We start from the raw sequence: 15,495 nt of genomic DNA, 5'->3' as shown, positions 1-15,495 counted from the left end.
TGCTTTAATTGGCAAACTGAGTTGGAGTTGCAGACTTGACTAAAAAAAATGAATACGCTATTATTGATTCTAATTTAAAGGGGGTGGTAAAGGAATGTCTAGTGACTCGAGTGACGGTGAGCAGAAAATCTATTTTGATTTGCCTTACTTTTTGATTGAATAGGACAAGAAGCAGCGCTTTGTTTAGTGTGTCTCACTGAATGGAGGGCTTATTTGTGTTGGAAAAAATTCAATTAAAAAAGGAAGGCAAAAAATGCAGACAAAGAACTATCAACTTACTATTGAAGAAACAATGGAAAAATATGGACTTAAGGATAGGACAGGATTAACTAAAAAGGAAGCAGCGCAACGTTTGTCAGAAGTTGGTTTGAATCAGCTAGCAACAAAAAAGACCCCTAAATGGAAATTGTTGTTGCGGCAATTCAACAATATGATCATTTACATTTTGATCTTCTCTGCACTATTGACATTACTCATGGGACACCTTTCGGATGCAATCATTATCGGAACGGTTGTCTTGGTCAATGCATTGATTGGCTATTATCAAGAAGCCAATGCCTCGGACGCACTGGAACACATCAAGCAAATGCTGTCTACACAAGCGACGGTCTATCGGGAAGGCACTCGCCAAGATATTGCAGCAGCAGAAGTGGTTCCCGGTGACGTGGTTTTCTTGGAAGCTGGTGACAATGTACCAGCGGATCTACGGATCATTGAAGCAGACAATCTACGAATACAGGAATCTCCGCTGACAGGCGAACCTGATTCGGTTGAGAAAACGAGCATGCCATTGCTAGAAGATGCTATCGCTTTAGCAGAACAAAGCAACATTGCTTTTGCGTCGACATCGGTTACCTCTGGTAGCGGGAAAGGAATCGTTATTGCTACAGGTCAAACAACAGAGATCGGCAAAATCTCTTTTGAAGTGAACCGCACAGAAGAACGCAAGACTCCTTTGATGAAAGAAATAGATGGGTTAGGTAAGGGTATTACCTATGTGATCATGGGGGTCGCGATTGCCCTGTTTGTGGTCAGTCTGTTTTTAGAAACCTATGCTCTTTCTGTACTTTCTTTAGCCGTTGTGACAATGATCGTAGGTTCGATCCCGGAAGGCTTGCCAGCAACGACTTCCGTTGTTTTAGCAATGGGGGTCAGCGAAATGGCCAAAAACAAGCAGACCATCATCAAAACATTGCCGGCTGTTGAAACATTAGGTTCTGTCGATGTGATCGCTACGGATAAGACAGGAACTTTGACCAAAAACGAGATGACCGTTAAGGACATCGTTTTAGCACATCAGCAATACCAGATCACTGGCGACGGCTATCAGCCGAAAGGGGATATTCTCCCGCTTTCTCCTGTTACCGAAGCAGATGAACAGGAGCTAACCTTATTCCTAGAAGCAGGATTTGAAGCGAATGACACTGTGCTAGTGGAAGAAGAGAACCATTGGGGGATCAATGGCGAACCAACCGATGGCTCTTTCTTGACCCTTTATTACAAAAAATTTGCCTATCCCGAAACCCCAGGCTATCAAGAAATCGCTATGCTGCCTTTTGATTCCGACTACCGCTACATGGCAAAGCTGGTACAAAATCAGGCAGGGGAACGCCTATTATTTGTTAAAGGTTCACCAGACAAGCTGTTTGCCATGGCGAAGGTCTACGACCAGAACTTTAATGAAAAAAGTTGGTCTGCTAAGGTCCAAGGGTTGTCTTCAGAAGGAAAACGGGTGGTTGCAGTGGGGTATCGTTCGCTAACAGACCAGCAGACGGTCGATTCACTGGATGAAACGGTCTTTGCTGAAGGTGTGCAGCTTTTGGGCATCGCCGGTATCATCGATCCGCCTCGAGAAGAAGTCATCGCTTCTTTGCAGGAGATGAAGCAAGCTGGGGTCCAAGTCAAAATGATCACCGGGGATCATCCTTTAACAGCAAAAGCAATCGGTGAAAAGTTAGGATTGGCCAAAGAAATCAATGTAGTGACTGGCTCTGAACTGGACCAAATGGCAGAGCGTGACTTTCAAGACGCAGTCATCAGGAATCAAGTGTTTGCTCGAACAACACCTAAAAATAAGCTGGAAATTATCAAAGCCTTGCAAGCCAAAGGGAAAGTGACAGCTATGACCGGGGATGGGGTCAACGATGCACCTGCCTTAAAGCGGGCCGATATTGGGGTAGCAATGGGAATCAGCGGAACAGACGTCGCCAAAGATTCTGCAGATATGATTTTGACCGATGACAACTTTGGCACCATGGCTTCGGCGATCCAAGAGGGACGAAGAATCTATGATAATATCAAAAAGAGCATTTTATTTCTGCTGCCTACCTCATTTGCGGAAGGCTTGATCATTGCTTTTACGATCTTGATGCAAAATGACATGCCTTTGCAAGCCACTCAGCTGTTGTGGATCAATATGGTTTCGGCAATCACGATCCAGTTTGCCTTTATTTTTGAACCGGCAGAAAAAGGAATCATGCAGCGGAAACCTCGAAAAACTGGGAACAGATTATTGAATAATCATGATATTTGGCAAATGGCTTATGTCTCAGTGTTGATGGCAGTCATCAGCATTTTAGCCTATGAATGGTTGTTGACACAAGACGTCGACCAAGCGGTTGCGAGTACCATGATGGTCAACATTGTTGTGTTAAGTAAGATCTTTTACTTGTTCAATATTCGTACGAGCGAGTCTGCTTTCTCGAAGGCGTCCTTTACCAATCCGAAAGCCTTTTTGATCATCGGTGTGATGGTGGCTTTACAAGTTGTCTTGACCTATGTGCCATTTATGCAAAAAGCTTTCCATACGGCGAATCTATCACTGACCGGTTGGGGGATCGCACTGCTTTCCGGGGCCGTTATTTTGCTAGTCACGGAACTGGACAAATGGTTCCGGGATAGGAAAGAATACAATGTAGGCTATAAAGCGATTCGTGAATAACGAGATAACCATTGACTGAATCAGAACAACTCTTTTCTTTAGGAAAGTCAATTTTACAAGAGTAAGTTTTTTGAATAGTGCTATAAAGGGAGGCCTCTCGATGTATGAGAGCCTCCTTTTTTTGTTTTTTTATTCGCTGTTGTTTCTTTTATCAAGCAGACTCTTCACAAAAAGCAGTTGCTGTGGTAGTAACAAGAGAAATGATTTAATCATTCAATCCCACCAGATGAGGTGCAGGTATCTGCCAGTTCAAGTGGAAGGAATGTCTACTTTTTTATTTGTAAGCGGAAACATATACTGAATTCAGAAAGGAATAACCATCATGAAAACTAGAACAGTTGAACTGATCCAAAAATTCATTTCTTCTCACTACCCGCTCAAAGCGGAACAATTGGCTGCAGAATACAATGTGAGTCAACGGACCATCCGTCAAGAAGTCTTGGAGGTCAATACGTGGTTGAGGCAGCAGCAGCTACCTGAGGTTGCAACTATTCGTAATCAAGGCTTCCTCTTAGATCTGACAGTCAGCCAACAACAAAAGGTGAGAACGCAGTTGGACCATTTACAAGCAGACTTGCTGAATCGTCAAGAGCGGACCTTCGATTTAGTCTTATCGATCGCTTATGAGAAAACAGCGGTTTTTCTGAATCGCAAAGAAGCACGTTTTCAAATTTCTAAAAGTACGATGGATGAGGACATGCGTCGCTTAAGAGCAGATTTATTAAGGTATGGGATCGAGATCGTCAGTTATGGCAAACAAGGACTGCTGTATAAAGGACCAGAAAGAGCCATTCGGACAATGATCTATGATTTCGTTAATCAAAATTTGGGTAGAGTCGATTTTTCTGAAAATAGAGAAGAAAAAACTACGCCAGCACGGGCGATCTTCCATCATTATTTCCCCCGAGAAGAAAGTCTGCGACTGGAGAAAATCTATTCAGAAAAAATCGTCAAGCAAGAAGATGATCTCTATAAAAACCAGATTTTGTTGTTTACTTGGATTTGGATTCAGCGAATAAAAAGGCACGAGCTGATTTCGGCAGTAAATTGGAAAACCATCGATTACCAAGAGGACGGTTTTTCCGACTTTGTTAAACAGGTCATCAAAGAATTTCAATTGACAGCAGTCCCTCAAGTAGAGCGCAACTATATTCGTTTCACGATTGAGACTTTCAACGCAAGAGATATATCCAATTCTCTTGAATGGGTGCAAGCACAACTATTGACCATTCAACTGATTCAATTCGTGGAGCAAGAAACGCATATTCCTTTTCATTTAAAAGAAGAAACATTATGTGAAAATCTTTATAAGCACATGGCTGCATTGATCGTAAGGATAAAGAATAAGATCCAAGTCATGAATCCTCTGAAAGAAAATATCCGTTTGAACTATGGACCCATTTATCGAGCAGTCACTTTGTTTATGCCAACGATCGCCGAAGTGATTGGAGCAACAGTCATTGAGGATGAGATCGCTTTTCTGGTGATTCACTTTTCAACGATTGCCAGTGTGATCAAGCGTGATCTAGCGTCGATCTACAAGTCGGTAGTGGTCTGTAATCATGGGATGGCGACCGGAAATCTATTGGCGGAGAACTTGAAAGAAAAGTTTCCCCAGATCGAAGTCGTGGCTGTATTAAGTTCAAAGGAAGTTGCTCTCGTTGACAAATTGGATGTTGATCTGATTTTCAGCACATTTCATTTGCCCTATAGCAATAAACCGCTGCTGGTGGTCGATCCGATCTTAACGGATGCCAATCGGTCAATCGTTTCAGAATTCTTGGATCGGCATCAAACCTATCAGCGGCTAGAACCTAGCGACAATGAACCGACAGTTCTGTTTACCAAGGTTTTGGACCTAGTAGCAGAAAGCGGCGGCCGAGTCGATCGCAGGATCTATTCCAAATTAGAAACATTATTTGAAAACAATCATTTAGAAATCAACAAAAGGGAGATCCAGCCAATGTTAAAAGATATTCTGACAGACAATCACATTCTGATACAGGCCCAGGCCGCGTCTTGGCAAGAAGCCATTGAAGTTGCCGCCAAGCCATTGATCAAAGAGGACATCATTGAGAAACACTATGTTCAGGCAATGATCCATGCAGTAGAAGAATACGGGCCTTATATCGTCATCGGGAAGCACTTGGCTTTGGCCCATGCGCGACCCGAAGATGGTGTCAATACATTAGGTGTTAGTGTAGTGACCATGAATCAGCCGATCCATTTTGGCAATCCGGAAATGGACCCAGTGAAAATAATTTTTTGTTTAGCCGCGGTGGATTCCTATTCACATCTAGCGATCATGAAAGAGCTGATTGAACTGATCAATGATGAAGCAAAACTCAATCAGCTGATTGCATGTACAACCATTGATCAATTTAAACAATTACTTTTTTAAGTGAGGATAAAAAAAGGGGAGAAGACAGATGAACAAACTGAAGATTTTATTTGTATGTGGGGCAGGATTAGGCAGCAGTTTTGCAGCGCAGATGTCAGCAGAAGATGTTTTGACCAAGCTAGGAGTGACAGCCAAACTGGATCATTGTGATATTTCATCCGCGGTTTCCATGAAACCGGATGTTATCATCACGGCAGAAAATTTCCGAACCCAATTCGAGAAATTCTCCATTGATCCACAGACTGCCATGGTGTATTTGAAGAATATTGTTTCTAAAGCAGAGATCGAAGAGAAGCTAACACCGGTGTTACAAGCAAAGGGCGTTATTTAAGAAAGGAAAGAGGGAAAAAGATGGGCGTTATCAATTTTATTATCGAGAATATTTTGACACAAGCCTCAATCACGATTGCATTGATTGCGATGTTAGGGCTGATTCTGCAAAAGAAGTCAACCGGACAAATCATTTCGGGGACATTGAAAACTCTTCTAGGCTTCCAAGTATTAAGTGCGGGTTCCAGCATTATTGTCGGTAGTTTGACTTATTTTGGTCAAATATTTACCGAAGGGTTTCAAATGCAAGGCATTATCCCTTCCATTGAAGCAATCAATGGGCAAGCAATGAATGAACTTGGTCTAGGCAGAGATATTGCATTAACTTTCTTAGCTATTTTTGTCTTTAATATTTTGCTGGCACGATTTACAAAATGGAAATACATTTTCTTGACGGGACAAGCCATTCTGTGGATGGCTACGATGACCACGGTATTTGGCTATTTCGCTGGCTTACGCGGAATTGTCCTGATTTTAGTTGGTGGCTTTGTCGGCGCAGTCTTCGCCGTGGCTATGCCAGCGATCGCACAACCGATCATCCGCAAAGTAACCGGATCTGATGATATCGCATTAGGACACTTCTGCACCATCGGCTATTTATTTGAAGCAGGCGTCGCTAAGCTTTTTGGGGAAAGAGGCGAAAACAAGAAATCGATTGAAGACATCAAACTACCTTCCCATTTTGAATTTCTCCAAGATACGTACTTATCTGTGATGGTCGTAATGGTTCCCCTTTATATTGTGACTGTTTTATTCGCAGGGGAATCCTTTGCTTCTGAACTATCTGGTGGGCAAAACTATATCATGTTTGCTTTCCTTCAAGCGATTCAATTTGTCGTAGGGGTCTATGTATTGTTGGCGGGCGTCCGTTTATTGTTAGGGGAGATTGTTCCGGCATTCCGAGGGATCGCGATGAAGCTGGTTCCTGATGCGATTCCAGCACTGGATTGTCCAGTGTTCTTCCCTTATAGTCCAAATGCTGTCATCTTAGGATTTATCACAACGACTATTGGAACGGTAATTGCGATGTTTACATTGCCAATGTTTGGACTAGCAATGATTTTGCCGGGGATGTTGACAAATTTCTTTGCCGGCGGGACAGCTGGTATTTTTGGAAATGCGGTTGGCGGTAGACGCGGTGCCATCATCGGCGGTATCGCTCACGGATTCTTCATCACCTTATTGCCAGCATTACTCGTAACGATCTTCAATTCAATGGGTTTTGTCAATGCAACTGCGACGGATGTCGACACTGTAGTTGCTGCACTCTTGTATGCCTGGATTTTAAGCCCAATCCTAAAAGCCTTTTAATCGGAAAGTAGGGAAACGTGATGTTTGGTTTTTTTAACAAGAAGAAGGAAGCAAAAGAAATAACTGAATTAGCACCTGAGACAGTGGAGCAGCTTCAAAGAGAGATCGATCAATTGAATCAAGAAATAGCCGTGAGCCAAGACTCACGAAAATTAGCAGCACTTTTAGAACAAGCTGGTCTTAACTATGCAGCTTTGAATGAATGCGATCAAGCGATTCAACTTTTAGAGCAGAGTTTAGCGAATCAAAAAAGTATTGGCGATGGGTATAAGAAATTGATGCATTTGTACAATAAGAAACGAGCCGAAGCAGCCCGAGCCGGTGATGATCAAGGGATCGATTATTATATGGGGAAAATGGATGAGATGCGGCAAATCGCGAAACAAGTCACGATTACCGGTAATAAATAATAAGATAAGGTGGATTTGATTATGTACACAACGTTAAAAGAAGTCACGAAAACAGCGGAAGAATTGAATTTTACGGTGGGGGCTTTTAATACCCACAATTTAGAGATGCTTCCTGCGATGCTGCGCGCGGCCAAAGAAATGGGAGCACCAATCATTATTCAGACGAGTGTCGATACTGCTAAATACATTGGGATGAATGTCTTGGTCCATGTGATGAAAGCTATCGCGGAGGAGGAAATGGTCGATGCGGTCTTGCATTTGGATCATGCACGGGATTTTGATGATATCAAAGAAGCGATCGACAGCGGCTATACCTCTGTGATGTATGACGGTTCTCATTTACCCTTCAAAGAAAACATTTTGAAGACAAAAGCGGTGGTGGAATATGCCCATGCGCATGGCGTCTCGGTAGAAGGCGAGTTGGGAACGATTGGTGGGACAGAAGAAGGGATCCATGTGGCTGAAGATGACAAAGTTTATACAAAACCAGAAGATGCGTTGGTCTTTGTCAAAGAGACCGGAGTGGATGCATTAGCAATTGCTATTGGGACGAACCATGGACAATTCAAATCAAAAACGGAAGTCAATATTCCCTTGCTAAAAGAAATTGATGCACGAGTAGATGTTCCACTAGTGATCCATGGGGGAACCGGAGTCAAAGAAGAAGATTATCCGGCATTGATCAACAATGGCATCCGCAAATTCAATGTTGGGACCGAGCTGTTGGTACAGTGGACGAAAGCTGCTAAAACGACCTTTGGTGAAACAGAAATCAACAAGTCTTTAAGACACAATGTCATTCCGGCAAACGAAGCTATCAAAGAAACAGTGAAACATAAAATCGGCTTGTTCATGAATGTGGAAAGCCCAACGTCATTGAGAAAAGTAAAATGAAAAAGTATCTTATTCTTTTAGCTGGCAGCCCAGGAACTGGCAAGACATATCTCCTGCAGCTACTGAAGCAACGGTTGCCCGACATGTATACGATCACCATTGACGAAATCAAAGAATATTATGCGGATTCTGTGGGATTTGATGATTTATCTCAACGGGCCGAGCAAGAAAGAACGAAAGTCTATCCGTTCTTTTATCGCGCATTAGAGTTATATATGGAAGCGGGGAAAAAAGTCATTGTTTCGGAGTATCCATTTAGCGATAAGCAAAAAGGACGCTTGCGAGACCTTGCTGATACTTATGCTTATGAAGTAATCACGATTCGCTTAACGGCTGATTTCGAAGTGTTGTGGGAACGGCGTTACCAGCGAGATCGGGAGCCGGAACGGCATTTGAGCTATATCATGGATCACTATCATTATGGCGATAGTTTAGAAGACCGTTCATTAGGAACCAATCATATTACAAAGGAAGAATTCCGACGAATCATCAATGAACGAAAGTACGCTGAATTTGCTTTGGGAACGCTCTATGAATTTGATGTGACGGATTATCAGCGAGTAGATTATGGTCCATTGCTCGATCAGTTAGTGTACCAGATTCAACAAGATGAGTAAGTAAAAATGATCGCTGAAATACTGCCACTGGCTTTTCATGGCTCAAATCACTCAATAATTATCTTCATGTGAAACGCTTATTGTTTTCTTACTACTAGTTTTTTGGTAGGGAGAAGGCAATAAGCTTTTTTCGAGATCTGTTAGGAATTGAAGGGTGAAACGCCCTATTGTCTTTAAAGCTTCTTAGAACCAAAAACTAAAAAAAAGCCATATCCAAACGAATTGTTTTAGTTGTTTAAAAATATCTGAAATTAAGAAAAATTCTCATTGAAAATCACCACGGAATCAGCTAGTATTCTAGAGGTAGGTTTTTTAGATAGGAAAGGAGAAGGAAAAATGGAGTTATCAAAAGGTAGGATCATTTGGCTGTCCTTATTGCTTGGCACATTGAGCGCCTATGGCCCTTTACTAATGGATGCTTATTTACCGGCTTTTCCAGTCATTCAAGAAGAATTAGGAATCAGTGCTTCTCTCACACAAATGAGTTTGACCATGTGTCTGATTGGTTTAGCATTAGGTCCATTAGCAATCGGAACACTTAGTGACCGGATTGGGCGCAAGAAACCTCTTGCTATAGGGATAACCGTAGCGATTCTTTGCTGTTTACTTGTTCCCTTCGTGCGAAATATCTGGTTATTCCTAGCTTTGCGTCTCTTGCAAGGAATCGCCAGTTCCGCAGGGATCGTTTTGACCCGTGCGATTGCGAAAGATTTATTTACCGGCGAACGGCTGACGAAGTTTTTTGCGATGCTGATTGCAGTGAACGGTATTTTCCCGATCATTTCCCCACTGCTAGGCAGTGCGATTTTGGCAGTGGCTTCTTGGCAAACGATTTTTCTTTTTTTGGGTGGTTTAGGCATCCTGCTATTGCTTGGTATTCTCTTTGGCTATCAGGAAACATTACAGCCGCAAGAACACATCCATCAGATGGAATCTGGCTGGCGGGCAGTATTGTCTGATCGCATCTTTGTGTTACTGGTGCTTATCCAAGGATTTATTTATGGTGCATTGTTTAGTTATATTTCAGGATCCTCTTTCATGTTCCAAAATGTCTATGGGCTCAGTGATCAAATGTATAGCCTCTTGTACGGTATCAACGGGATCGGTATCATTGTGACTGCGGAGCTTTCGGGGATTTTATCGCGGCGATTGTCCCTAGTCCAGCAATTAGGCAGCGGATTGGTGATCGGTTTTATTGGCAGTGTACTGGTGATGCTGAGTGGCATCAGAAATTCTATTGCATTAGCGATCATTGGGCTATTTCTGGTCGTGGCGACATTAGGGATCGTCAATTCGGTGGTAACTACATTAGCGATGGATCGGCAAGGTGAACACGCTGGGGTCGCTTCCTCGATCTTAGGGATCGGCATGTACAGCATCGGGATCATCTGTACGCCGCTAGTGGGTATCATGGGCAGTCATACCTATCTTCCACTAGCGTTACTGATCTTTTTGTGCGAAATCGGTGCATTAGGCGTCTATCGAGTAATGAAACAAGAAGCGAGGCCATGAGTGCGGATGGTCTCGCTTTTTGCTTCTTTTGCTTATTCCTAGTATAATGACTATGTTTTTGTAAGTTGGATCAAAGAAGTGATCCGGTCACTAAGAAATGGAGCGGAAAGCATGACAACAAATTTTTGGGCGGAGTTACCGAAGCCTTTTTTTATTTTAGCACCAATGGAAGATGTGACAGATGTAGTGTTCCGCCATGTTGTGCAGACAGCAGGGGCGCCAGATGTCTTCTTTACGGAATTTACCAATTCAGATAGTTACTGCCATCCAGATGGGATCGAGAGTGTTCGTGGTCGACTGACATTCACAGAAGACGAGCAACCGATCGTCGCCCATATTTGGGGAGACAAGCCGGAATTTTTCCGGCAAATGAGTATTGGAATGGCGGAAATGGGATTTAAAGGGATCGATATCAATATGGGCTGTCCTGTCCCAAATGTTGCCGGTCGCGGCAAAGGCAGCGGCTTGATCTTGCGTCCCGATGTGGCGGCTGAGTTGATTGAAGCGGCAAAAGCAGGTGGGTTGCCAGTCAGCGTCAAAACACGGATCGGCTACACAGAAATGGCTGAGATGGAAGCTTGGATCACTCACTTGTTGCAGCAAGACATTGCCAATCTTTCTGTTCATTTGCGGACCCGCAAAGAGATGAGTAAAGTCCCTGCCCATTGGGATCTGATCCCAGAAGTTCTAGCGATTCGTGATCGAGTGGCACCTCAAACATTGATCACTATCAATGGCGATATTCCAGATCGTCAAGCAGGACTAGCGTTAGCCCAACAGTATGGCGTAGACGGAATCATGATTGGACGGGGCATTTTCAAAAATCCCTATGCCTTTGAGAAAGAACCAAAAGAACACTCATCGGAGGAATTATTAGGGTTGCTGCAATTGCAGCTAGACCTGCAAGACCATTATGCTACGATGGTTCCCCGATCCATTGCCGGATTGCATCGCTTCTTTAAGATTTATGTCAAAGGATTTCCTGGGGCGAGCGATTTGCGCGCACAATTGATGACGACTAAGTCGACGGATGAAGTTCGCAGACTTCTAGCAGAGTTTCATGCTAATAAAGCTGCGGGAACATTGTCTGAAGAAGTATCTGATGCTGCTGAAGAGCACAAATAACTGAGCATTTCTCTCCAAGGAGAGAAATGCTTTTTTTTGTATGTAGAAGTAACCTTGACAATAGATAGGTACCTATGTAAAATAGAGAGCAGTCTGTTAAGTAGGTACCTATTTAATTGGTTTTAATGAACAAAAAAGGAGCAATACATATGTCTTACTCAGAGCAAAAGATCGTTGAACGGTTTTTTGAAGTGTATAAATTGAATCGTCGTTATTCTGAAAGAAAATATGGTCCCTTCATGCCTGGGCGGGGTCAGTTCAACTGTTTGTTAGTTTTGGACGAGCGCGGCACACTGAATCAGAAAGACTTAGCCGCCTATTTGGCGATCCGCTCGACATCAGCAGGGGAGCTCTTAAAAAAAATGGAGAAAAAAGGCTGGATCAAAAAAGAAACATCTCCGCAAGATAAACGAATCCACTTGATCTCATTAACGAAAGAAGGAAGAGCTGAAGCTGCTGCGATGAAACAAAAACGCAGCAAAGCACACCAAGATATGCTGACCGATCTAACAGAAGAAGAAAAACAAGCCTTTGGTCGCGGGTTAGAAAAAATTGAAGCTTATTACCAACGCATGGAGGCGGAATCTATTGAACCAACCGAGTAATCTGACAAACCGTAAAAGAACATTTATTTTTATTAATCTGATTCTTACTTGTATCGCACTAACGATGTTATCCACCGCATTGACCACCGCATTACCGGCCATCGTGGCCGACTTGCAAATTTCTGTGACCACTGGACAGTGGCTGACCAGCGGCTATTCCCTCGCCATGGCTATCGTCATGCCGTTGACCGCTTTTTTGATGAATCGGGTACCTACCAAAAAATTATATCTTTCCGCATTGGTAATCGCTCTTATTGGGATGGTTCTATGTGCGTTAGCACCGAACTTCCCCATTATGATGATGTCTCGTATCCTCCAAGCCATTGGTAATGGTATTTTGATCTCAATGGCTCAAGTGATTCTATTGACGATCTATCCAATGGATCGAATTGGTGCAATCATGGGTTGGTATGGGTTATCGATCACTGCCGCACCAGTGATCGCCCCTACATTAGCTGGAATGATCGTTGATAAATTGAACTGGCATGCCATTTTTTATATTGTCGCTGCCATTGTTTTTGTTTCGTTGATTTGGGCGTTGAATGTCTTTGAAGATGTCTTGGATGTAACGAAGAAAAAATTTGATCTGCTCTCCTTTTTACTCAGCGCTGTGACTTTTGGCGGCTTCACATTAGGGTTCGGGAATCTAGGAACCTATGGCTTTACCAGTCTCCCTGTATTGGGTGCATTGCTCGTAGGTTTGATTGGCGGCATCTTATTTGCCCGCCGCCAAATGAAAGCGGCAGTGCCCTTCTTGGATCTGCGGGTCCTCAAAACGAAAGAGTATGCGCTAAGTGTGTTTGGGAGTATTTTACTCTATCTTGTTTTAATGGGCTCTTCAATGCTGATGCCCTTGTATGTACAATCCATTCTTGGAAAATCTGCAACAATCTCAGGGTTGGTGGTATTGCCAGGTTCGTTAGTTTCTGCCTTTTTGAGTCCTATCGCTGGCCGTATCTATGACAAAGTCGGTATCCGCATCTTAACGATCATTGGCGGCAGTTCGTTAGTTTTAAGTAATATCGGTATGTTTTTTATTCATATACATACAGGAATTTGGATGGCGGTCTGCCTGAATATTTTACGCTGTGCCGCCACGGGCTGTTTATTGATGCCATTTGTTACCTGGGGCAATAAAAATATCCCGCCAGAATTGACTGCTCATGGTACCGCATTACTGACATCGCTGCGGACGGTCGCCGGCGCCATCGGCACAGCTGTTTTTGTTGGGATCATGAATACGGTCGCCCGCAACAGTCATACATTGACTGGCTCCGCCGCTTTGCTCCACGGCATGAATGTTTCGTTTTTAGTCATGACCGTCGCTTCGGGACTGCTATTGTTCACGGGATTATTTTTGATCAAAGATAGTCGCACAGAAGTTCTGATAGAAGTAGAAAATTAATCAACTAGTCAAATCGCTTCGCTTTTTGCGAAGCGGTTTTTTTTAATTTTGAATGTTTCTTTCATATGAAAAATCTCTTTTTTTGAAAAAAATAATCAAAACATTTAATAAAATATTGAAAAAAATAATCATAAGATCTATAATGAAGCTGTCACAAAGAGAAAGGCAGTGAATACTATTGAGAACGTTTTACTGGGGCGGTGCAACCGCAGCTAGTCAATATGAAGGTGGATATAAGGATGGGAAAGGGATAGATACACAAGATTGCCGTCCCTATCTTCCTCGAAGTAATAATGCAACAATCCAAACGCGATTGTTGACTCAAGAGGTGATCAATGAAGCAAAAGAATCAGAAACTACCCAATTTTATCCGTTTAGAAAAGGGACGAAAGGATACGAAAACTGGGAGGAAGATCTACAGCTGCTAAGCGAGTTAGGGATTGATTTATATCGTTTCTCGATTAGCTGGTCACGATTATTTCCACTGGGGAATGAAGAGCAACCAAATGAACAAGGTGTGGCATATTATGATTCGATTTTTCGGGAATTAAAGAAGAAAGGAATCAAAATTTTTTTGACAATGAATCATTATGCGGTGCCACTTTATTTGGTGGAAAGCATCGGTGGGTGGAAGAATCGTGAAATGATTGACCATTACCTCTCTTTTGCAGAGTTTGTTTTGTCTCGATGGGGAAATCAAGTGGATTTTTGGTTGCCATTTAATGAAATAAATGCCGGCTTTTTTAGTCCCTATAACGGTACAGGATTAATCAAACCAAGCAATGGTGACTATATCTATCAAGATGTATTTCAAGCACTACATTATCAATTTGTTGCAAATGCAAAAACGATTCAGCTGGCACGAAAAATGGATATTCCTGGAATCTTTGGTTCCATGGTGTCGTGTTTCTGCTATTATCCGTTGACACCAAAACCAGAAGATAATTTGAAATTAGTGAAAGAGGAACAGATTAATCAGTGGTTTTGCAGTGATGTGCTTATGCAAGGGGAATACCCCTATTATATGCATTCTTTTTTTGAGAAAAATTCTGTTGATCTAGATATAACCGCAGAAGATCGCCAGATTCTGAAGGAATATACTTGCGACTTTGTTTCTTTTTCTTATTATTCTTCCAGTGTGGTAACAACCGAGGAAGCAGAAAAAACTGCAGGGAATTTAGTAGTTACAACGAAAAATCCTTACTTAAAAGCAAGTGATTGGGGATGGCAAATTGATCCTATCGGTATGCGAACAACATTAAATAAAGTTTATGACCGCTATAGAAAACCAGTTATAATCGCTGAAAATGGCTTCGGTGCGAAAGATCAACTCGAGGCAGATGGCACAATTCATGATTCCTACAGAATTGATTATTTCAAAGAGCACTTTGCTGAAATAGTTAAAGCTAGAGATATCGATCAGGTCAACGTTATTGCGTATATTGCTTGGGGGATCATTGATATTGTATCCGCAGGCAGCTGTGAGATGGATAAACGCTATGGTGTCATTTATGTTGATGCTGATAATGAGGGGAATGGAGATTATCGTAGATACAAGAAAGATAGCTTTTATTGGTATCGTTCTTTTATTGAAAAAAATAAGAAGGGAGAGTAAATCAAATGAAAAAAGTTCTATTTATCTGTTCTGGTGGGATGTCTAGTGCAATTGTAGAAAAAGCGCTAGACAAAGAAGCCGAAAAAAAAGGAATTGCTCTAACAAGTTCTGCAGTAGGAAGTGGTGAGGCGGATTCAGTTATCCAAGAAAAAGATTGGGACATTATTTTTGTAGCCCCACAAGTAAAGCATCGCTTTAGCTTGTTTAAACAGTCCGCAGATGAAGCACATATTCCTATTGAATTGATCAAACCCACAGATTACAGTCCGTTAGGTGGCAAGAATCTCTTGAAAATTATTGAAAGTTTGAGTTGAGAAAAGGAGGATAAA

Annotated in this window: 13 protein-coding genes; all 13 read left to right on the top strand. The window is 42.4% G+C overall.

What is annotated here, in order from left to right:
- Positions 1 to 253: 253 nt before the first annotated feature.
- The 13 genes from IGJ45_RS15510 to IGJ45_RS15450 all read left to right on the top strand — a co-directional run bounded on the left by IGJ45_RS15510 (position 254) and on the right by IGJ45_RS15450 (position 15,480).
- Complete coding sequence (locus tag IGJ45_RS15510; RefSeq protein ID WP_409531087.1) at positions 254 to 2,941, top strand: HAD-IC family P-type ATPase; 2,688 nt, start codon at positions 254 to 256, stop codon at positions 2,939 to 2,941.
- 322 nt (positions 2,942 to 3,263) lie between these two features.
- Positions 3,264 to 5,342, top strand: a complete 2,079-nt coding sequence (locus tag IGJ45_RS15505) for a BglG family transcription antiterminator (RefSeq protein WP_409531088.1) — start codon at positions 3,264 to 3,266, stop codon at positions 5,340 to 5,342.
- Positions 5,343 to 5,370: 28 nt separating this feature from the next.
- Positions 5,371 to 5,673 (top strand): PTS sugar transporter subunit IIB, encoded by a 303-nt coding sequence (locus IGJ45_RS15500; protein WP_409531089.1) that lies wholly within the window; start codon positions 5,371 to 5,373, stop codon positions 5,671 to 5,673.
- A 20-nt stretch (positions 5,674 to 5,693) separates the two neighbouring features.
- Positions 5,694 to 6,983: a PTS sugar transporter subunit IIC gene (locus tag IGJ45_RS15495; protein ID WP_103300480.1), complete on the top strand. Its 1,290-nt coding sequence runs from the start codon at positions 5,694 to 5,696 to the stop codon at positions 6,981 to 6,983.
- Positions 6,984 to 7,003: 20 nt separating this feature from the next.
- Entirely contained in the window at positions 7,004 to 7,393 is a 390-nt protein-coding gene (locus tag IGJ45_RS15490) for a hypothetical protein (protein WP_081131128.1), read from the top strand.
- A gap of 21 nt (positions 7,394 to 7,414) precedes the next feature.
- Complete coding sequence (locus IGJ45_RS15485) at positions 7,415 to 8,287, top strand: class II fructose-bisphosphate aldolase (RefSeq protein ID WP_081131127.1); 873 nt, start codon at positions 7,415 to 7,417, stop codon at positions 8,285 to 8,287.
- Positions 8,284 to 8,904 (top strand): AAA family ATPase, encoded by a 621-nt coding sequence (locus tag IGJ45_RS15480; RefSeq protein WP_409531090.1) that lies wholly within the window; start codon positions 8,284 to 8,286, stop codon positions 8,902 to 8,904. Before IGJ45_RS15485 ends, IGJ45_RS15480 begins: the two co-directional genes overlap by 4 nt.
- Before the next feature lie 336 nt (positions 8,905 to 9,240).
- A complete protein-coding gene (locus tag IGJ45_RS15475) occupies positions 9,241 to 10,416 on the top strand; it encodes a multidrug effflux MFS transporter (RefSeq protein WP_113849046.1) in 1,176 nt (391 codons plus the stop codon).
- Between the two features lie 111 nt (positions 10,417 to 10,527).
- Positions 10,528 to 11,541, top strand: a complete 1,014-nt coding sequence (locus IGJ45_RS15470; RefSeq protein ID WP_005469887.1) for a tRNA dihydrouridine synthase — start codon at positions 10,528 to 10,530, stop codon at positions 11,539 to 11,541.
- Between the two features lie 149 nt (positions 11,542 to 11,690).
- On the top strand, positions 11,691 to 12,146 hold the full coding sequence (locus IGJ45_RS15465) for a MarR family winged helix-turn-helix transcriptional regulator (RefSeq protein ID WP_176333265.1): 456 nt from the start codon (positions 11,691 to 11,693) through the stop codon (positions 12,144 to 12,146).
- Complete coding sequence (locus IGJ45_RS15460) at positions 12,130 to 13,551, top strand: MDR family MFS transporter (protein ID WP_176333264.1); 1,422 nt, start codon at positions 12,130 to 12,132, stop codon at positions 13,549 to 13,551. The genes IGJ45_RS15465 and IGJ45_RS15460 overlap by 17 nt, the downstream gene beginning before the upstream one ends.
- A 178-nt stretch (positions 13,552 to 13,729) precedes the next feature.
- Positions 13,730 to 15,166: a glycoside hydrolase family 1 protein gene (locus IGJ45_RS15455; protein WP_003129286.1), complete on the top strand. Its 1,437-nt coding sequence runs from the start codon at positions 13,730 to 13,732 to the stop codon at positions 15,164 to 15,166.
- Between the two features lie 5 nt (positions 15,167 to 15,171).
- Positions 15,172 to 15,480 carry a PTS sugar transporter subunit IIB gene (locus tag IGJ45_RS15450; protein ID WP_003129287.1) on the top strand — a complete coding sequence of 103 codons (309 nt, stop codon included), beginning with the start codon at positions 15,172 to 15,174 and terminating at the stop codon, positions 15,478 to 15,480.
- Positions 15,481 to 15,495: the final 15 nt, after the last annotated feature.

It is taken from the genome of Enterococcus sp. DIV0574, assembly GCF_051711125.1.
Classification (GTDB): domain Bacteria; phylum Bacillota; class Bacilli; order Lactobacillales; family Enterococcaceae; genus Enterococcus_D; species Enterococcus_D gallinarum.
The sequence above is the reverse complement of the archived record's forward strand: the minus strand, read 5'-3'. Positions and strand labels throughout refer to the sequence as shown.